The organism is Leifsonia sp. Root227, assembly GCF_001428745.1.
In the GTDB taxonomy this organism is placed as follows: domain Bacteria; phylum Actinomycetota; class Actinomycetes; order Actinomycetales; family Microbacteriaceae; genus Leifsonia.
This window is the reverse complement of the sequence record NZ_LMIO01000001.1, coordinates 972,849-990,738: the sequence shown is the minus strand read 5'-3', so window position 1 is coordinate 990,738 and position 17,890 is coordinate 972,849. Positions and strand designations below refer to the sequence as shown.

The 17,890-nt window shown below is 69.3% G+C and carries 19 protein-coding genes; 9 read left to right on the top strand and 10 right to left on the bottom strand.

Annotation, left to right across the window (positions count from 1 at the left end; all coding sequences use genetic code 11):
* Positions 1 to 15 precede the first annotated feature (15 nt).
* From ASE16_RS04515 to ASE16_RS04500, 4 genes are all read right to left on the bottom strand, one after another.
* Complete coding sequence (locus ASE16_RS04515; protein WP_055891043.1) at positions 16 to 1,095, bottom strand: hypothetical protein; 1,080 nt, start codon at positions 1,093 to 1,095, stop codon at positions 16 to 18.
* 90 nt (positions 1,096 to 1,185) lie between these two features.
* Positions 1,186 to 1,764: a GNAT family N-acetyltransferase gene (locus ASE16_RS04510; protein WP_055891039.1), complete on the bottom strand. Its 579-nt coding sequence runs from the start codon at positions 1,762 to 1,764 to the stop codon at positions 1,186 to 1,188.
* Positions 1,765 to 1,798: 34 nt separating this feature from the next.
* Complete coding sequence (locus ASE16_RS04505; protein WP_200949546.1) at positions 1,799 to 2,491, bottom strand: uracil-DNA glycosylase; 693 nt, start codon at positions 2,489 to 2,491, stop codon at positions 1,799 to 1,801.
* 23 nt (positions 2,492 to 2,514) lie between these two features.
* Positions 2,515 to 3,033 carry a phosphoribosyltransferase gene (locus ASE16_RS04500; RefSeq protein ID WP_055891645.1) on the bottom strand — a complete coding sequence of 173 codons (519 nt, stop codon included), beginning with the start codon at positions 3,031 to 3,033 and terminating at the stop codon, positions 2,515 to 2,517.
* A 114-nt stretch (positions 3,034 to 3,147) separates the two neighbouring features.
* On the opposite strand from ASE16_RS04500, the gene ASE16_RS04495 reads away from it, so the two are divergent.
* Both ASE16_RS04495 and ASE16_RS04490 read left to right on the top strand, forming a co-directional pair.
* Positions 3,148 to 4,629, top strand: coding sequence for an MFS transporter (locus ASE16_RS04495; protein ID WP_055891032.1), 1,482 nt, complete (start codon positions 3,148 to 3,150; stop codon positions 4,627 to 4,629).
* Position 4,630: 1 nt separating this feature from the next.
* Entirely contained in the window at positions 4,631 to 5,422 is a 792-nt protein-coding gene (locus ASE16_RS04490; protein WP_055891029.1) for an aminoglycoside adenylyltransferase domain-containing protein, read from the top strand.
* Between the two features lie 88 nt (positions 5,423 to 5,510).
* On the opposite strand, the gene ASE16_RS04485 is transcribed toward ASE16_RS04490, so the two are convergent.
* Complete coding sequence (locus ASE16_RS04485) at positions 5,511 to 6,833, bottom strand: bifunctional o-acetylhomoserine/o-acetylserine sulfhydrylase (protein WP_055891026.1); 1,323 nt, start codon at positions 6,831 to 6,833, stop codon at positions 5,511 to 5,513.
* A 123-nt stretch (positions 6,834 to 6,956) separates the two neighbouring features.
* Here ASE16_RS04485 and ASE16_RS04480 point away from each other — a divergent pair, with 123 nt between their 5' ends.
* From ASE16_RS04480 to ASE16_RS04455, 6 genes are read left to right on the top strand one after another with little or no spacing between them, the layout of a single operon-like run.
* Positions 6,957 to 7,736 carry an SDR family oxidoreductase gene (locus tag ASE16_RS04480; protein ID WP_055891024.1) on the top strand — a complete coding sequence of 260 codons (780 nt, stop codon included), beginning with the start codon at positions 6,957 to 6,959 and terminating at the stop codon, positions 7,734 to 7,736.
* Position 7,737: 1 nt separating this feature from the next.
* Positions 7,738 to 8,442, top strand: a complete 705-nt coding sequence (locus ASE16_RS04475) for a potassium channel family protein (protein ID WP_055891022.1) — start codon at positions 7,738 to 7,740, stop codon at positions 8,440 to 8,442.
* Between the two features lie 48 nt (positions 8,443 to 8,490).
* Positions 8,491 to 9,696, top strand: coding sequence for a homoserine O-acetyltransferase MetX (gene metX, locus ASE16_RS04470; RefSeq protein ID WP_055891019.1), 1,206 nt, complete (start codon positions 8,491 to 8,493; stop codon positions 9,694 to 9,696).
* A 15-nt stretch (positions 9,697 to 9,711) separates the two neighbouring features.
* Positions 9,712 to 10,878, top strand: coding sequence for a sensor histidine kinase (locus tag ASE16_RS04465; RefSeq protein ID WP_055891016.1), 1,167 nt, complete (start codon positions 9,712 to 9,714; stop codon positions 10,876 to 10,878).
* Positions 10,875 to 12,080, top strand: a complete 1,206-nt coding sequence (locus ASE16_RS04460; protein WP_055891013.1) for a hypothetical protein — start codon at positions 10,875 to 10,877, stop codon at positions 12,078 to 12,080. The genes ASE16_RS04465 and ASE16_RS04460 overlap by 4 nt, the downstream gene beginning before the upstream one ends.
* Before the next feature lie 43 nt (positions 12,081 to 12,123).
* Positions 12,124 to 12,777, top strand: coding sequence for a response regulator (locus ASE16_RS04455; protein ID WP_055891010.1), 654 nt, complete (start codon positions 12,124 to 12,126; stop codon positions 12,775 to 12,777).
* Between the two features lie 115 nt (positions 12,778 to 12,892).
* Here ASE16_RS04455 and ASE16_RS04450 read toward each other — a convergent pair whose 3' ends face one another.
* From ASE16_RS04450 to ASE16_RS04435, 4 genes are read right to left on the bottom strand one after another with little or no spacing between them, the layout of a single operon-like run.
* Positions 12,893 to 14,182: an MFS transporter gene (locus ASE16_RS04450; RefSeq protein WP_055891006.1), complete on the bottom strand. Its 1,290-nt coding sequence runs from the start codon at positions 14,180 to 14,182 to the stop codon at positions 12,893 to 12,895.
* A 38-nt stretch (positions 14,183 to 14,220) separates the two neighbouring features.
* Positions 14,221 to 14,466 (bottom strand): hypothetical protein, encoded by a 246-nt coding sequence (locus ASE16_RS04445; RefSeq protein ID WP_055891004.1) that lies wholly within the window; start codon positions 14,464 to 14,466, stop codon positions 14,221 to 14,223.
* A 4-nt stretch (positions 14,467 to 14,470) separates the two neighbouring features.
* Positions 14,471 to 14,779, bottom strand: a complete 309-nt coding sequence (locus ASE16_RS04440; RefSeq protein ID WP_055891641.1) for an MTH1187 family thiamine-binding protein — start codon at positions 14,777 to 14,779, stop codon at positions 14,471 to 14,473.
* Positions 14,780 to 14,818: 39 nt separating this feature from the next.
* The gene (locus tag ASE16_RS04435) at positions 14,819 to 16,147 is read right to left on the bottom strand and encodes a glycosyltransferase 87 family protein (RefSeq protein ID WP_055891001.1); all 1,329 of its coding nucleotides are present in this window, start codon (positions 16,145 to 16,147) and stop codon (positions 14,819 to 14,821) included.
* A 130-nt stretch (positions 16,148 to 16,277) separates the two neighbouring features.
* Here ASE16_RS04435 and ASE16_RS04430 point away from each other — a divergent pair, with 130 nt between their 5' ends.
* The gene (locus ASE16_RS04430) at positions 16,278 to 16,976 is read left to right on the top strand and encodes a YceI family protein (protein WP_055891639.1); all 699 of its coding nucleotides are present in this window, start codon (positions 16,278 to 16,280) and stop codon (positions 16,974 to 16,976) included.
* Between the two features lie 4 nt (positions 16,977 to 16,980).
* Here ASE16_RS04430 and ASE16_RS04425 read toward each other — a convergent pair whose 3' ends face one another.
* Positions 16,981 to 17,853: an NAD(P)H-hydrate dehydratase gene (locus ASE16_RS04425; protein WP_055891636.1), complete on the bottom strand. Its 873-nt coding sequence runs from the start codon at positions 17,851 to 17,853 to the stop codon at positions 16,981 to 16,983.
* Positions 17,854 to 17,890: the final 37 nt, after the last annotated feature.

Sequence of the window (17,890 nt, the reverse complement as noted above, 5' to 3'; positions counted from 1 at the left end):
CGCGCCTCCCGCGTGTCACGTCGTGCCGAGGTTGGCGATGATCTGCTTCGCGAGCGCAGCGAGCTGGTCGTGCGTCGGGGCCGTCTTGCCCTCCCCCGGCACAGCGCGCACCTGCAACCAGCCGGAGTCGGCGACGACGTTCAGGTCGCCGTCCGGCGCCCAGAACGCTGCGTCGCCGACGCCGGGCTGCTCTTCCGCGTCGCTGCCGCGCAGATGCTCCAGGTACGTCGCACCGCCGGGCAGCACGCCGATGGTGAAGCTCGTCCCTCCGTCGTCTTCCACCCAGCCGCACCAGAAGGCTCCGACCTGGTGGGCGACATTGAACAGGGAGGTCGAATACTCTCCGTCGTCCGACTTCGCCGCGTGAGCCGGGCCGACACCGGTCGCCGCCGTCAACTGCTCCGACGTCACGATCGCGTCGCAGTCCGATGCCCCCTGGAGCGCCGGCGCAGGCGGCTGCCAGACCGTGGCGGGCGCCGCCAGCCCGGAGACCACCCCGTACGTCTGCGCGAGCATCGCGTCGATGGCGGAGCGCGCGCCATCCCCGAGGGTGCTCCCACCGCCGAAGACCGTTCCGACGATGCCGTAGTGGGGCAGCAGGGCGTGGAAGCCGCAGAGGACCACTGGCTCTCCTGCGCAGTACGTGTACGCGTCCGGCCCCACGGAGGACGGCGTATCGCTGGAAGCCACGGCCTCGCCCGTGCGGTACGCCTCGAACCCGGCCCTGGTCGCGTCAGGGACGACCGAGATCTGCACCGCAGGACCCGCACCCGTGTTGGGATCGGACGTCGCCCACACGCAGGTGAGCACCCCCATCCGCTGGTTGCCGTAGCCGGGCGGGTTGGGCGTCACCGCGGCCGTCGACGCCGGCAGATGCGTTCCACCCGCTTGGTCGATCTGCGCTTGCGATGCGAGCGCGTCGCAGGTCGTCGCCACGCGAACGGTCGGCGCGGCAGCCTGTGTGGCGGTCGGTGCGGGCGTCGGCGACGCGGACGTGGTCGGCGGTTCGGCCGGAGCGGCCCCCGCGCATCCCGCCAGTGCCAGCACCACCGCGACAGCGGCGAGAACTGCCACGGATGCAGACGTCTTCTTCATATATTCCCCCCGGAGTATGTCGGCGTGGCGACGCGTGTGCGCTCAGAATACAGCGCGACCCTGCACCGCGATCCTGGGGATGCGAAACCGTTACTTGAGCGACCGCTGCATCAGCACGGTGCCGAGCCAGCGGTCGAACTTGTAGCCGACCCTGCCCATCCGACCGATCTCGGTGAAGCCGAAGTTCTCGTGCATCTTGATCGACGCCTCAGCGCCCTTGTCGGCGATGACCGCGATCATCTCCTTGAGGCCCGCCTCCTTTGACTTGTCGATCAGTGCCTGCATCAACACGGGGCCGAGACCCTTGCCGGTGGATGCGGCGCCCAGATAGATAGAGTTCTCCACCGTGAAGCGGTATGCGCGCTTCTGCTTCCACGGCGAGACGAGCGCGTAGCCGAGGATCTGCCCGCTCGGCGACACGGCGACGATGAACGGCATGTTCAGCTTGTGCAGGTAGGCGAACTTGCTCTTCCACTCGCGCAACGTCATCGCGTCCTCGTCGAACGTGACGGTGCTGTTGGCGACGTAGTGGTTGTAGATCTCGCGCACCCAGGGCAGGTCGGCGGGGACCGCATCCCGGATCGAGTACTCGAACGGCGCCTCTGCCGGCTCCGTCTTCCTCAGGTGCCGGGGCAGCTCCCTGCGCGGCTGGTATTCCTCTTCAAGCACGGCACAAGCCTACGCGCCCGCCGTTTCGTGGAGGTTACGGTTCCAGGGACCAGTCCACCGGCTGCAGGCCGCGCTGCCGCAGCTCCTCGTTGGCCAGGGAGAACGGCTTCGACCCGAAGAAGCCACGGGATGCTGACAGCGGGCTCGGATGCGCGGACTCGATCGACGGATTGCCGCCGAGCAGGGGTTTCAGGGTGGACGCATCCCTGCCCCAGAGGATCGACACGAACGGCGTGCCGCGCTTCACCAGGCACCGGATGGCGTGGTCGGTGACCGCCTCCCACCCCTTGCCGCGGTGCGACGCCGGCTCGCCGGGGCGCACGGTGAGCACGCGGTTGAGCAGCATGACACCGTGCCGCGACCACGCGCTCAGGTCGCCGTGCGGTGGCGGTGTGACGCCGAGGTCGTCGCGGAGTTCGCGGTAGATGTTCTGCAGGCTGCGCGGCACGGGACGCACGTGTCGTTCGACGGCGAACGACAGCCCGATCGGGTGTCCCGGGGTCGGATACGGGTCCTGTCCGACGATCAGCACCCGCACCTCCGCCAGCGGAGCACGGAAGGCGCGCAGCACGTTCTCGCCTGCTGGAAGGTATGGCCGGCCTGCGGCGACCTCCGCGCGCAGGAACTCGCCCATCGCGGCGATGCGGTCGGCGACGGGTTCCAGCGCGGCGGCCCAGCCGGGGTCCATCGACCCGTCGGCGGCCAGCTCGGCGAGAGACTTCGGCACGTCGCTCCCTGATGCGGCGGTGTTCAGGCGCCGGCCGTCACGGGAGGCAGTGCGGACCACGGGAACGTGATCCACCTGTCGGTGCGGCGCCAGACGAAGTCGGGCTCCAGCGCGGTGCGCGGCTTCGAGTACAGGCAGACGGTGCGCACATCGGCGCCGGATGCGGCGATCAAGTCCACGACCATCGCCAGGGTGCGCCCGGAGTCGGACACATCGTCGACGAGCAGGACGCGCTTGGCGTTCAGCGCGCTCTGGTCGAGCATCGGAGGGAGCACGACGGGCTCTGGCAGGCGCTCGTCGACCCCGGTGTAGAACTCCACGTTGAGGGCGCCGCAGGACTTGATGCCGAGCGCGTACGACATCGCTCCGGCGAGCAGCAGGCCGCCGCGCGCGATGGCGACCACCAGATCGGGCTCGAAGCCGGACTCCACGACCTCCCCGGCGAGATGCCTGGCGGCTTCGCCGAACTCGAGCCAGCCGAGAACCTCTCGCTCCGTCTCCTGGAGAACGGCTGATCCTGAGTCGTCGAGTTCACCTGCCATCCTCCTACCGTACCGGCCAGCCCTCCTCCCCGCGATACGGCGGTGACGGCACGCGCGCTCCGCGGTTTCGAGCCTGTTGCATCCAACTCGCCGACCGGCTGTTAGCATCCAGAAATGGAGTCAGGGAGGACACGGTCCAGGGTCGCGCTCGGCGTGACGGCCGGGCTGATCGGGTGGCTGGCGTTCGTCGAGGTGACGAGCGGGATTCTGCAGGGGTACTACGTCCCTCTGATCTCCGACATCGTCAAGCATCTGGGCATCCACGACGCCGACTACAACTGGTTCGAGGCCGCGCAGTTGCTGCTGTCTGCGCTGGTGGTTCCCGTGCTCGCGAAGCTCGGCGACATGTTCGGGCACAAGCGCATCCTGTTGATCGCCACGGTGCTGACCGCGCTGGCGACGTGGGCCCTCGCCTTCTCCAGCAACTTCACCACGTTCCTCATCGCCTTCGCTCTGCAGGGCTTCTACGTCGTCTGGCTCCCTCTCGAGGTGGCACTCATCTTCGACCGTGGTCGCCGGACGGGCACAGCGGCGTCGCAGACCCGCAAGGCCGCCGGCCTGCTCGTCGTCGCGCTGGAGGCCGGCGCGATCGTCGGCGCGATCGGCGCAGGGCTGCTGTTCGAAGCGCTCGGCAGCAACGTCACGCTCACCCTCATCGTCCCGGCGATCGCCGTCACGCTGGTTTTCTTCGCCATCCTGTTCGGCGTGCCGGAGTCGGAGCCGGTCCCTGGACGCCGGCTGGATGCGGTGGGCTTCACCATCCTGACGCTCGGCCTCCTGCTCATCACGTCCGGCCTCACCTTCCTGCGCATCAACGGCGTCGGCACCTGGTGGGTCTGGGCGCTGATCGTGGTCGGCGTGCTCACCTTCATCCCGTTCGGCCGCTGGGAGCTCAAGCAGGACGACCCCGCCATCGACCTGCGCGTGCTGCGCCGCCCGAACATGTGGCCGGTGCAGCTCACGGCGGGGCTCATCGGCATCAGCCTCCTCGGCGCGCAGGCTCCGCTCAGCACGTTCGCCGGCACCGACCCTGTCAACGGCTACGGGCTGGGGCTCTCTGCCGGGCAGCGCAGCATCCTGATCGGCGCGTACCTCATCTCGATGATCGTCGGCGCCGTGCTGTTCCCGATCGTCTCCTCGTGGCTGAGCCCGCGGGTCACGCTCATCGTCGCTGCATTCCTGGTGGGCATCGGCTACCTGCTGTTCCTGCCGTTCCACTTCGAGACCTGGCAGGTTTTCACCAACATGGCGATCGCCGGCATCGGCTCCGGCGCGCTCGTCGGGGCGCTGCCCGCCGCGGCCGCTGCCGCTGCTCCGCGCGGGCAGACCGGCATCGCCACCGCGCTCACCAACACCACGAAGACCATCGGAGGCTCGTTCGCGTCCGCCGTCTTCGGGGTCGTGCTGCTCACCGGCGCCGCGACCGTCACCGCGACGGCCGCCAGCCTGTTCGGATACATGCTCGTGTGGACGATCTGCGGAGTCGGCGCCATCGTCGCGGCCGTGCTGCTCTTCTTCGTCCCCAAGCTCGCCTTCGCCGACACGGACGCGGAGGCAGCGCCAGAGACGATCGCCGCGGAGTCCCCGGTGGTCTGACATGGATGCACACCTCCCCCCTGCCGTCTCGGACGCCCTCACCGGCTTCCTCCTCGAACAGGCGCGGATCGCGCCAGGGCTGGTGAGCCGCGCAATCGTCACAGGGTCGGCCGTCACCGACGACTGGCACGACGGGGTGAGCGACATCGACGTGGTGTTCGTCGTCACCCGCGACCCGCTGGCCGAACTGGACCTGCTCGCTGGGCTGCACGCCGCATCCCAGCCGCACATCGACGGCGTCTACCTCACCGAGACCGAGATCGCCATGGGACCTGACGCGCTGCAGACCGCCCCGCAGGTGATCGAGGGGGTTCTCGTGTCCGCGCAGCCCGGCGCGCAGCTCTCCTGGGTCACCTGGCGCGAGCTCGAGTCCGGCGTTCAGGGCGTCCCTGACGGCGGCGACGTGATCTGGTCCCCTGTCGCCGACCGGCATCCGGATGCGGCGGCAGGGGCTGTCGCGTTCTCTCGCGCCAATCTCGTCGACTACTGGGAGCCGTTCGGCGAGCGGGTGGTCGCCGAACTGGCGGGCCGCGCGCAGGACGCCCCCGTGCGTTCGGAGACCGTGCGCTGGGTGGCGCTCGGCCCGGCGCGCCTGGTCGCCACGGTGGAGACGGGCGCGATCATCTCCAAGTCGGAGGCCGCCGCGTTCGCCGCAGACCGCTGGCCGGAGCACGCCGACCTGCTGCGCAGGGCGGTACTCGACCGCGCAGGCGACCGCCAGCGCTTCGTCGTCGCCGACGCGCTCCAGGCGGTCGAGCTGCTGCGCGCCTGCGTCGCGGTCGCGCGCTCCTGAGCCTCACGAACAGCCCTCCCGGGCACCACACGGAAACGAGTGCCCCGGGATGATCCTGGACCACTCGTTTCCGTGACGAACGCCGTGCTTAAGCGCGCGCTGCCTCCACGACAGAGCGGGCGGCGGTCAGACCGGCCGTCAGATCCGCCTTCAGGTCGTCGATGTTCTCGAGGCCGACCGAGAGGCGCACCAGGCCGGGCGTGACGCCGGCGGTGAGCTGCTGCTCGGGAGTGAGCTGCGAGTGCGTGGTCGACGCAGGGTGGATGACCAGGCTGCGCACGTCGCCGATGTTGGCGAGGTGGCTGAACAGGGCGAGGTTGTCGACGAGGGCGCGGCCGGCATCCACCCCTCCCTTGAGCTCGAAGGACAGGACGGCGCCGACGCCCTTGGGGGCGTACTTGTTGGCAGCTGCGTACCAGGGGCTGGTGGGCAGGCCGGAGTAGTTGACGCTGGCGACGTCCGGGTGGTTCTCCAGGAACTCTGCGATCTCCTGCGCGTTCTGCACGTGACGCTCGACGCGGAGCGACAGTGTCTCGATGCCCTGGATGAGCTGCCAGGCGCTCGCGGGGGCGATGGCGGAGCCGAGGTCGCGGAGGAGCTGCACGCGCGCCTTGATGATGTACGCGAGACCGTCGCCGACCGCCGCCGTGTAGCTGGCGCCGTGGTACGACGGGTCAGGCTCGGTGAGGCCGGGGAACTTCTCGACGTTCTTCGACCACTCGAACTTTCCGCCGTCGACGACCACGCCGCCGATCACCGTGCCGTGACCGCCGAGGAACTTGGTGGCCGAGTGCACGACGATGTCCGCGCCGAACTCGAACGGACGGATGAGGTACGGAGTCGCGATCGTGTTGTCGACGATCAGCGGCACACCGGCCTCGTGGGCGACGTCGGCGACGAGCGCGATGTCCAGGATGTTGATCTTCGGGTTTCCGATGGTCTCGGCGAAGAAGAGCTTGGTGTTCGGGCGGACAGCGCGGCGCCACTCGTCCGCGTCGTCCTGGTTCTCGACGAACGTGGTCTCGATGCCGAGCTTGGCGAGCGTGTACTTGAAGAGGTTGTACGTTCCGCCGTAGATCGAGCTGGAGGAGACGATGTGGTCGCCTGCCTGGGCGATGTTCAGGACGGCGAAGGTCTCCGCTGCCTGGCCGGAGGCGACGAGCAGGGCGCCCGTTCCGCCTTCGAGCGCTGCGACGCGCTCCTCGACGACGGCCTGCGTCGGGTTCTGGATGCGCGTGTAGATGTTGCCGAATTCGGCGAGCGCGAACAGGTTCTTGGCGTGCTCAGCGTTGTTGAACACGTACGAGGTGGTCTGGTAGATCGGCGTCGCGCGGGCGTTGGTCACCGGGTCTGGTGCGGCTCCGGTGTGGATCTGCTTGGTCTCGAACTGCCAGTCGGCGGCGTCGGTCATGGCTCACTCCTTCGGGTGGATGCGTGTCGAGCGGTTCCCCACCGCCGTTACAAGCAGGCTAGACGCGCCGGGCAACGCGGGCAACGCGCGCGCAACATGCCGTAATCCGTGAAGAATAGGCGCATGAGCGTGAGACGGGTCGTCGTGACGGGTGCGAGTTCGGGGATCGGGGCGGCCGCTGTGCGGTTGTTCCGGTCGAACGGCTGGGAGGTGGTCGGGGTGGCGCGTCGCGCCGACCGGCTGGCCGGCCTCGCCGAGGAGACCGGGGCGGACGTCTTCGCCGCCGACCTCACCAAGCAGGAGGACGTGGATGCGCTGCGCGCGCACCTGGAGGCGACCGGCCCCATCCACGCTCTCGTCAACAACGCCGGCGGCGCGCTCGGGCTCGACTCCGTGGAGAAATCGAGCATCGACGACTGGGTGTGGATGTACGAGATCAACGTGATCGCGACCAAGCGGGTCATCAGCGCGCTGCTGCCCCTGCTGCGGTCAGGCGCGGCGGAGTCCGGCCACGCGGACATCCTGAACATCACCTCGATCGCCGGGCACACCGCATACGTCGGCGGAGGCGGATACAACGCGGCCAAGTTCGCCGAGCACGCCCTCACCGAGGTGCTGCGGCTGGAACTGAACGGCGAGCCCATCCGGGTGATCGAGGTCGCGCCAGGCATGGTCGCGACCGAGGAGTTCTCGCTGGTCAGGTTCGGCGGAGACAAAGAGAAGCGGGATGCGGTCTACCAGGACGTCCCTGAGCCGCTGACGGCGGAGGACGTCGCGGCGACGATCGTGGATGCGCTGGAGCGTCCGAGACACGTCGACCTCGATCTGATCGTGATCAAGCCGGTCGCGCAGGCGGCGCCGTACCGGTTCCACAAGGGCGAGCTGCGGGTGAGCGGCGACTGACATGACCGGCGACGACAGCAGGCGCACCGCTTGGGAGGACAAGACGGCGTGGCCGCTGCTCGTCGCCAGTGTGCTGTTCCTGATCGCGTACTCGTGGTCGATCCTGCAGCCGTCGCGTCCGGCGTGGTTCGGTGCGCTGCTCACCGCTGTGCTGTTCGCGGTGTGGGCGGCGTTCTTCGTCGACTACGTCGTGCGGTTGAGCCTGAGCGCGAAGAAGTGGCTGTTCGTCAGGAAGAACCTGATCGACCTGGCGTCTGTGCTGTTCCCCGTCGCGCGGCCGTTCCGGCTGCTGCGGGAGCTGCATCGCATCCCGTTGCTGCGCGGCCGGTCTCCTGCGCACGTGCGCAGGAGGGTGCTGATCGTCGCCGCGTCGACCGTGGTGATGTTCGTGTACGTCATCTCGCTCGCGGTCTATCAGCAGGAGCGGTATGCACCTGGGGCCACGATCCTGAGCTTCGGGGACTCGGTCTGGTGGGCCTGCGTCACGATGGCGACCGTCGGCTACGGCGACTACGTCCCGGTGACCGTGCCTGGCCGCATCCTGGCGGTCATCCTGATGATGGGCGGCATCGCGATCGTCGGTACCGCGAGCGCGACGATCGTCTCCTACATCACCGAGCAGACCCAGCGCCTCCGGCCGCACGACGACCACGGCCACGACCGCGAGGACCGCGACGAGCACGATGACCGGGAAGGCGACCGCTGAGCGCGTAACACAGCCACCCTCCCCCGCGCGGTCAGACAGTATGGAGACATGGAGTGGCAGACATCCGCCGACACGGCCCCGTCGAGTTTCATCACGGACGCCCAAGCGAGGTCGCTCCTCGGCAAGCCTCCGGCGAGCGGGGCCTGGAAGGAGTCCGACCCCGCTGGGTCGCGGTCCTTCGCGGGGATCGGCGCCTTCGACTTCGAGAGCGGGGAACGCATCCCGTACGTGCGGGTGGCGTACGAGACGTGGGGAACGCTCTCCGCTGAGCACGACAACGCCGTCCTGGTGCTGCACGCGCTCACCGGCGACAGCCACGCCGTCGGCACCGCGGGGCCAGGACACCCGACCGCAGGCTGGTGGCAGGGGATCATCGGCCCTGGCAAGGCGATCGACACCGACCGGTTCTTCGTGGTCGTGCCGAACATGCTCGGAGGCTGCCAGGGAACGACGGGGCCGGCATCCATCGCCCCGGACGGCACGGAGTGGGGCCCCCGGTTCCCGTTCACGAGCATCCGGGATCAGGTGAACGCGCAGGCCGCCTTCGCCGACGTGCTCGGCATCGAGCGCTGGGCAGGCGTCGTCGGCGGCTCGATGGGAGGGATGCAGGCGCTCGAGTGGGCGGTCAGCTACCCGGAGCGTGTGGCCAGGCTCGCGGTCATCGCCGCCCCGCCGTATTCGACGGCCGACCAGATCGCCCTCAACTCCGTGCAGATCGAGGCCGTGCGTACCGACCCGCTGTTCCGCGGCGGCCTCTACTACGACGCAGGAGACGGGAACGGCCCGCACCAGGGGCTCGCACTCGCCCGGCGGATGGCGCTCATCAACTACCGCAGTCCCTCGGAGCTCAACGAGAGGTTCGAGCGCACCTGGCAGAGCGAGATCAGCCCGCTCGGCGACAACGGGCGGTTCGCCGTCGAGTCGTACCTCGACTTCCACGGCAACAAGTTCACCAGGCGGTTCGACGCGAACAGCTACATCGTGCTGGTGCAGGCGATGAACTCGCACGACGTCGGACGTGGGCGCGGAGGTCTCGACGCCGCCCTGGCGCGTGTCACGGCGCGCACCCTGGTGGTCGGCATCGACAGCGACCGGCTGTTCCCCGTCGAGGGCCAGGAGAAGATCGCGGCGCGCCTCCCCACGACCATCGACGGATCAGAGCCCGTCGTAATAGAGTCGGATTTCGGGCATGACGGTTTCCTCATCGAGGACGATGCCGTGAGCGAGCAGCTGCGCAGGCTCTTCGCCGCCTGAGCCGAACGGAGGAGAATGTCGCGCATCCAGAAGGAGCGTGATCGACTCCTCACCGTCACGGCGAGGAACGTCGGCCTCACGGCGACCGCGACGACCCTGCTCTGCCTGAGCATTCCCGGCACGCTTCCGCTTCCGCTGTACCTGGCGGCGGTCGTGCTGCTCGCCTGCCTCGCGTACGCGCAGTTCCAGCTCACGTCGCTGACGCACACGACTGTGTGGGTGGCGGTGATCGTCGTCGCGGGCGCTGCCATCATCCTGCTCAATCTCCTTCCCGCCACGCCGCTCGGCGCATCGGCGCTGAGTGCGGTCGGGATGGTCGGGGGCGCATCCGTGGCCAGCGTCGCGATCCCCACGGTGACGTCGCGCGGTCGCGTCGGGTTGCTGATCTGCGCGTCCGTCATCACGCTCGCCGCGGAGTCCGCCACCCTCATCCTGAGCGGTTCGCAGCTCGCCGAACCTCTGCTGTTCACGGTCGCAGGCTGGGTCGCCCTCACCGCGACGGGCGTGTGGCTCTCGCGCACCGTCCCCCGCACCCTGACGCGCATCTCGACGATGAGTCGCGCATACCGGGTGGAACGCCAGGCATCGGAGACGGAGGCGCGGCGCCGTCAGGGAGCGCGGCTGCTGCACGACACGGTGCTCGCCACGCTCACCCTGCTCGCTCACTCCGGCGTCGGCGTCAGCGCCGGCGCCCTCCGCGAGCAGGCGGGCGAGGACGCCGCGCTGTTGCGGCAGCTGCGCCTCGGCTTCACCCCTGACCCGACGCGCTCCGGCGACTACAAGCTCAAGCCGGTCGAGGAGTCGACCCTCGGCAACACGCTCGAATCGGTCAAGCAGCGCTTCCGCAGGATGGGCCTGGAGGTCAACTGGCACGGCTCAGGGCAGGTGCTCCTGCCGAGCGACATCCTCGACGCGTTCCTGCTCGCCCTCGGCGAGTGCCTGGAGAACGTGCGCAGGCACTCCGGCGTCAACGAGGCCCACGTCACGATCACCGACGACGAGACGACCGTGCGCGCGATGGTCACCGACGCCGGCAAGGGCTTCGACGTGAGCACCATCGAGCACGGCAGGCTCGGCTTCACCGAGTCGATCGTGGCCAGGCTGCGCGACGTCGGAGGCAACGCGCGCCTGTTCTCCTCCCCTGGCAGCGGGACCACCGTCGTCCTCGAGGTGCCGAAATGAGCCACGTGACAGAACAGACCGTGCCCCGCCGCATCGGAAGCGACAGCGAACGGGATGCGCTCGGCCGCGCCAGACTCGACATCGGCTTCAACGTCGCCGCGTTCGCGCTCATCGCGTTCCAGTTCGCCGTGATGCTGATGAACCTCGGCAGATACGCCGCGCTCCCGCTCACCCTGATCGCGTGGACGGGGCTCCTGATCACCCTGGTCGCCGCCATCGTCGTGCGCCCCAGGCTGCCAGACGAACTCCCCTCCTGGATGTTCTACACGGCCATCGGGATCTGGGCTGCGGTCGTGCTGCTCGACATCGTCGGCATCTGGGGGCCGGGCGACACAGGGGCGCAGCCCACAGCGGCCGTCGCCGTCGGCTCCGCCCTGCTGCTCTGCGTGGCCGCGCGCCCGCCGTCGGACATCGTGATCGCATCCATCGCCCTCGGCGTCGTCCTCGCCGCCGCGTTCGCGCTCCGCGGCCAGCACGACCTCGCGGCGCTCGGACCGGCGTTCGTCACCATCGCGCTGAGCGTCGCCCCTCCGCTGCTCGGCGTGCAGATCGTGCGGTCGCTGCGCACCCTCATCCAGCTGGAGCTCGACCTGGTGCAGGTGCAGAGCACGGTGTCTTCCCCCGGCTACGCGGTCGGGATGCTCGCGTCGGAAGAGCTCGCCCGCCTCGACCTCGCCGCCGAACGGCTCCTCGACGGCGTGGCGAGCGGTCGCACCTCCCTCCCGCTGGACGAGGAGACGGCTTCTGCGGCGGCGAGCATCGCCACCGAGCTGCGCCTGCACCTCATCCAGGGCCGCAAAGAGACGTGGCTCTACCACGCCGTCACGGAGTCCGCACTGCTCGGTCCCGCCGTCACGCTCACCGACAGCGAAGGGCTCGCCGCCGCGCTGACCCGCGACCAGCGCGACGGGCTGCTCACCGCCGTGTGGCTCCTGATCAGCGATCCCGTCCGCCAGGGCGCATCCCAGCCGCGCAGTTTGACGCTCGACCTGGCGCGTCCCAGCGCGCCAGAGCGTGGCGACCCCAATCCGGGTGCCAGAATATCGATCGTGATATCGACCACCGGTGTGCCGCGAAACGGGGTGGACCCCGCAGCGTGGCAAGCTATCCGTAAAGTGGGCCGCTACGCCGAGACCTTCGCGGGATCGACACTGCGCATCGAGATCACCAGCGTGAGCGACAGCTCAGCAGATCTTGCCTGACACCAGCCCTGTCGGCTCCCTCTACCGTGAAGAAAGGCAGCCCGTGACCGAGGCACCTCCCATCAGAATCGCGATCGTCGACGATCACAAGATGCTGCTCGGCGCCCTGACCGAATGGATCCGCAACGCCGCGGACGACATCCGGATGGTCGCAGCGGTGGCCAGCTGGCCCGAGCTGCTCACGCATCCCGAGTTCCCGGTGGACGTCGTCCTGCTCGACCTGGACCTGAAAGACAACATCCCGGTGTCGCTGAAGCTGTCGACTCTCAAGACCACGGGTGTCCGCACGGTGCTGATGAGGACGTACTCCGAGCCGGCCGTCGTCCGCGAGGCCATTGCGGCCGGTGCGCTCGGCTACCTGGTGAAGAGCGAGGACGCCGAGATGATCGTCGAGGCGATCCGCGCGGCCCGCAAGGGAGAGTCGTTCATCTCGGCGGAGCTCGATCTGGCCCTCAACTCGGGCGAGGTCGGCGGTGCGCCGAAGCTGAGCGCGCAGGAGCGCCGCGTGATGGCGCTGTACGGCGCAGGCGAGCCGGTGAAGGCGGTCGCCTTCCAGCTCGGCATCTCGGACGAGACGGCGAAGAGCTACCTCAAGCGCATCCGCGAGAAGTATCGCGTCGCCGGCTACGACGTCGGCACCAAGGTGGCGCTCCGCAAGCGCGCCATCCAGGACGGCATCCTGCTCCAGAACGACTAGCCAGCGTTTCTCCGTCCGGACGGAGATATCGGCCAGTGGACGCGGTTCCTCCGTCCGAACGGAGCAACCGCAGTCATGTCGCGCGCGTTCTCGCGGGCGCGGGCGCGAGCGCGCCTCAGTCGATCGGGAGGGGCGCTGGGCGCTGGGCGTGCACGACGCCGGTGTCGACGCCGCGGCGTTCGCGGGAGCGGTCGATCGAGAACGAGACGAGGGCCAGTGCGATGCCGGCCACACAGAGGATCGCGCCGACCACGACGGGCGACAGGTAGCCGAACCCCGCCGCGATCGTGAGGCCGCCGAGGTAGGCGCCCGCCGCGTTGGCGATGTTGAGAGCCGAGTGGTTGAGGGCGGCGGCGATCGACTGGCTCTCGTGCGCCACATCCATCAGCCTGGTCTGGATGGTCGGCGACATCGCGCAGCAGGCGGCCGAGATCACGAACAGCGAGATCAGCAGTCCGACCACGTTCGACGCGGTGAAGTACAGCGCGCCGAGGCCGAGGAGCAGGATCACGAAGAAGGCGAGCATCCCCGGCTTGAGGGCGCGGTCGGCGACCCGTCCGCCGACGAGGTTGCCGACCGTCATGCCGAGGCCGATCAGGATGAGCACCAGCGGCACAGCGGACTCGCTGAGCCCGGTGATCGTGGTGACCATCGGGGCGACGTATGTGTACACGGCGAAGAACCCGCCGAAGCCGATCGCGCCGATCAGGAGGGCAAGCCACACCTGCAGGCGGCTGAACGCCTTCAGCTCGTTGGCCATCGTGGCTTTGGGGTTGCCGGGCTGCCATGGCACAAGCGCAGCAACGGCGGCGAAAGTGAGCGCGAAGATCGCCGCGACGACGAGGTAGGCGGCACGCCAGCCGTGCGTCTGCCCCAGCCAGGTGATGAGCGGCACGCCGATGACGTTCGCGATGGTCAGCCCGGAGAGCACGAACGCGACGCCCTGACCGCGTTTGCCCGGACCCATCAGGGATGCGGCGACGAGCGATGCGATCCCGAAGTACGCCCCGTGGGGCAGAGCGCTGACGAAGCGCGCGAGCAGCACGAGCTGGAACGTCGGCGCGAGCGCGGAGGCGACCGTGCCGAGGGTGAACGCGACGAGCAGCCAGAGCAGCAGCTGCTTGCGCGGGAGCCTTGCGGCGAACGCCGCGATCGTCGGCGCACCGACCACGACGCCGAGCGCGTACGCGGAGATCGCCCAGCCTGCTTGCGCGTTCGCTTCGGACGGCGACGCGGCGTAGACGGCGGGCAGCAGGTCGTGCGCGATGTTGGGCAGCAGGCCCATCGCGACGAACTCCGTCGAGCCGATGCCGAACCCGCCGAGGGCGAGCGCGAGCAGGGCGAGACGGGTGCGCGCAGGGGTCAGGCGGGCGGTGACGGTCGCAGCGGTTTCGGCGGCGCTCACGCGCGGGTTCCGAGAGGGGTGGGGTTCACCCAGTAAGCCTATATCGAATCGTTTCGACCGGTGGTGCTCGCCTGGACGAGCTCACTGAAGAGGTCGTCCGGGTCGTCGTCGTCCGACTCGTCACCGTCGCCCTTCCCGGACACACCGGCGCGGATCGCCCCGATCACGCCCACGATCACGAACCCGAGCAGCGGGCCGAGAATCAGGATGGCGACGACCGCGAACACCGGCCAGTACAGTACGAACGCCACAAAGATCGGCAGGACCCAGTCCGACGCCGCCACGGTGTCAGACCCCGAGGTCCAGAGCGGCTTCGAGCCGTTCGACCTTGCCGGTCAGCTCTCCCGTGTGCCCTGGCCGGATGTCCGCTTTCAGCACGAGGGAGACCCTGGTGCCGAACGCGCCGACCGCCTCCGTCGCGCGCTTGACGACGTCGAAGACTTCATCCCACTCGCCCTCGATGGTGGTGAACATCGCATCCGTGTGGTTCGGCAGTCCGGACTCCCGCACGATCCGCACCGCCGCGGCGACGGCGTCGTGCACGGAGGCGTCAGCCCCTTCTCCCCCACTCGGTGCGACAGAGAACGCGACCAGCATGTTTCCTCCTCGCGCGGCTGCGTTGACCTCCGACCGCACCTACAGCCTAGCCACCGGGCTGCCGGAGGGCTCCTGCTTCGGAGCACGGAACGGCCACGCGTGCTCCGGCAGCACGTCCCCGTCCGCTTCGGCGCCGCGCTTCCCGCGCCAGAGCGCCGCGATCGCCCAGCCGAGCACCACGAAGTACAGCAGGTTGCGCACCGTCAGCACCGCGACCATCCCGGTGTCCACCGCAAGAAGCCAGCCGTAGAGGTACGGGTAGATGACCTGGGTGAGCGCGGCCGTGATGCCGACCAGGATGGCCGGGGTGCGGAATCCGCGCCCCTGGTAGACCAGCCCGATCACCACAGGCACCGCCAGCCAGGCCACGTATTGCGGGGAGCCGACCTTGTTGAACGCGATGAACGCGCTGACCAGGGCGAGCGACAGCTCCGGCAGGATGCGCGTCACCGGCGTCCCCCTCCGCACAGCCCGCACGCCGATCAGTGCGACGACGACGGCGCAGACGGCGAGCAGCGGGTTCATCAGGGAGGCCGCCGTGACGCTCCCTGCGCCGGTCACCTGGAAGGTGAGGATGTCCCTGTCGTAGTACACCAGCGCATCCGGCACGTGGAGCGCGGCCTGCCACATCCAGATGGTGCTGACCGGCGCCTCGATCTGCAACCCACGGCCGGTCTGCGCGGTGATGAAGCTGAACACGTGCATCCCCGCACCGAAGATGAGCGGGACGATCACGATCAGCAGGCTGGTCACGACTCCGGTGACCAGGATGCGCCACCGGCTGCGCAGGGCGATGACCGCCGCGACGATGAGCGCGGCAGGCCACACCTTGATCCAGGTGGCGATGGTGAGCGTGACGACCGCAGCGCGCTCGTGCAGCATCAGCCAGAGCATCCCGACGATGGCGAGCGAGACGGAGACGGCGTCGAGCCTGCCGACCGCGATCGGGCCGAGCAGCAGCAGGAACGCGAGCCACCACCACGCCGCGGCGATGCGGCGACGCTCCCTGCCGCCGATCAGCACGGCGAACGCTGCGGCGTCGAGCAGCAGCACCAGCGTGAGCCAGCCGCCGACGTAGTTGTCGGCTCCGGCGAGCAGAGGGAGCATGATCGGCACGAGAGCGGCGAACGGGTACACCCAGTCCGCCTGCACGCCGACGATGGAGGTGCCCTGCGCCGCCAGTTGCGCCCACGGCTTGTAGACCAGGTACACGTCGCCGAGGCCCATCCCGTCGCCGTGCATGGCGAGCCAGCCGAGCACGAGATGCACGACCAGGAACGCGATCCAGAGGGTCAACGGGTTGGCTGCGACGCGGCGGACCGAACTGGGGGACGCCGGAGCCGGAGCCTGTGCTGCCTCGATCCCCATGCGGTCATCGTAGCGGGCGGCGACCTCCCGAAGATGAACGGCGGGGTGCACCGCCGATCGCTCAGCAACACCATCGGACTCTCTCAGGAAGAGGACATGCCCGCTCCCTAATCTCGATGACATGTCACCGTTGAAGACCTCGTCGAAAGTGTGGATCGGCGTCGCCGCAGGAGTCGTCGTGCTCGGCGTGGCAGCGGCCGTCGCTGGGCCGTACGTCTACCGCGACCTGATCTCCGGCCCTCCTGCTGCCGTTCCGACCATCGCGCTCACCGCCGATCCGGAGGCGGAGACCACCATCGACACCTCCGACCTGAGCGGCAGGTGGACGGTCGGCGATTCGTCGTTCGCCGGGTACCGCGTCAAGGAGGTCCTGAACGGCGTGGATGTGACGGTCACCGGCCGCACGAAGAAGGTGACAGGAGACCTGACGGTCGACGGCCTCACCCTGACCGCCGCGAAAGTGACCGTGGACGTCGCGAGCATCGCCACCGACGAACCGGCGCGCGACAGCTACTTCCGCTCGACGGCGCTCGAGACCGGCACGTTCCCCGATGCCACCTTCACGCTCACCGAGCTGGTGAAGGCGGATGGGACCCCGACAGCCGGGGCTGTCCAGTCTCTGAAGGCGACAGGAGCGCTCACGCTGCACGGGGTCACCAGGACGGTGACGGCCGATCTGCAGGTGGCGCTGAACGGCGACGGCGGAAAGCTGACGGGGAGCATCCCGATCGCCTTCGCCGACTTCGGCGTGGAGGCTCCGAGCCTCGGATTCGTGACGGTGGAGAAGACCGGAACCGTCGAGTTCCTGCTGAACCTGCAGAAGGGCTGATCGCTCAGCCCTTCTCCGCCTCCGTGCGGCTCGTGAGCAGTTCCCTGACCGCATCCGGAAGCGCTTCGGCGATGTCGAGCGCGACGATCGGCCCTCCCCGGGACGCCAGCTCGCCCGCCCTTCCGTGCAGGTACGCCGCCGTGGCAGCGAGCGCGGCGACAGTGGATGCCGGCGCTTCCGCGATCTCGTCGGCGTGCGTGGCGACGAGGGCACCGAGCACACCGCCCAGCACGTCCCCGCTGCCTGCGGTGGCGAGCCAGGCCGGCCCCGCCGTCACCGCGTAGCGCGCCCCGCCCGGCGCTGCGACGTATGTGGTGTGCCCCTTGAGCAGCACGGTCACGCCGAGGCTCTCGCTCGCCCGCGCCGCCCAGGCTCCAGGGTCGGCGGCGATGTCGTCTGCGGTCACCGCATCCGGGTCGTCGTCCGCCGCTCCTGCGAGCACCCCGGCCAGCTCGCGGTAGTGCGGAGTGATGACGACGGCGCCGGTGGCGCGGCCGACGAGGTCGAGAGCTCCAGCGTCGACGACCGTGGGGACCCCGTCCGCAAGAGCCGCGTGAAGACGGTGCGCGTCGTCTGCCGGTCGCTGGGACGCGTCCATGCCGGAGCCGACCAGCCACGCCTGCACCCTGCCCGGCGCCGTGACCGCCTCAGGGCGTCTGCGCAGGACCTCCGCCGCCGCGCCCTTCGCGCCGAGGTATCTGATCATCCCGAGCCCCGTGCGGGCCGCGGCCTCCACCCCGAGGACGGCCGCGCCGGGGTAGAGGTCGGAGCCGGTGACGACGCCGAGCACGCCGCGCGTGTACTTGTCGCTCGCCACGCCAGGCACTGCGATCCAGCGCGCACTCTCCACAGCTCCCCAGCTCTGCCAGTTGTCCACCGTTCCTCCGTCCGCCACCGAGCGCTCGCTCACTCCA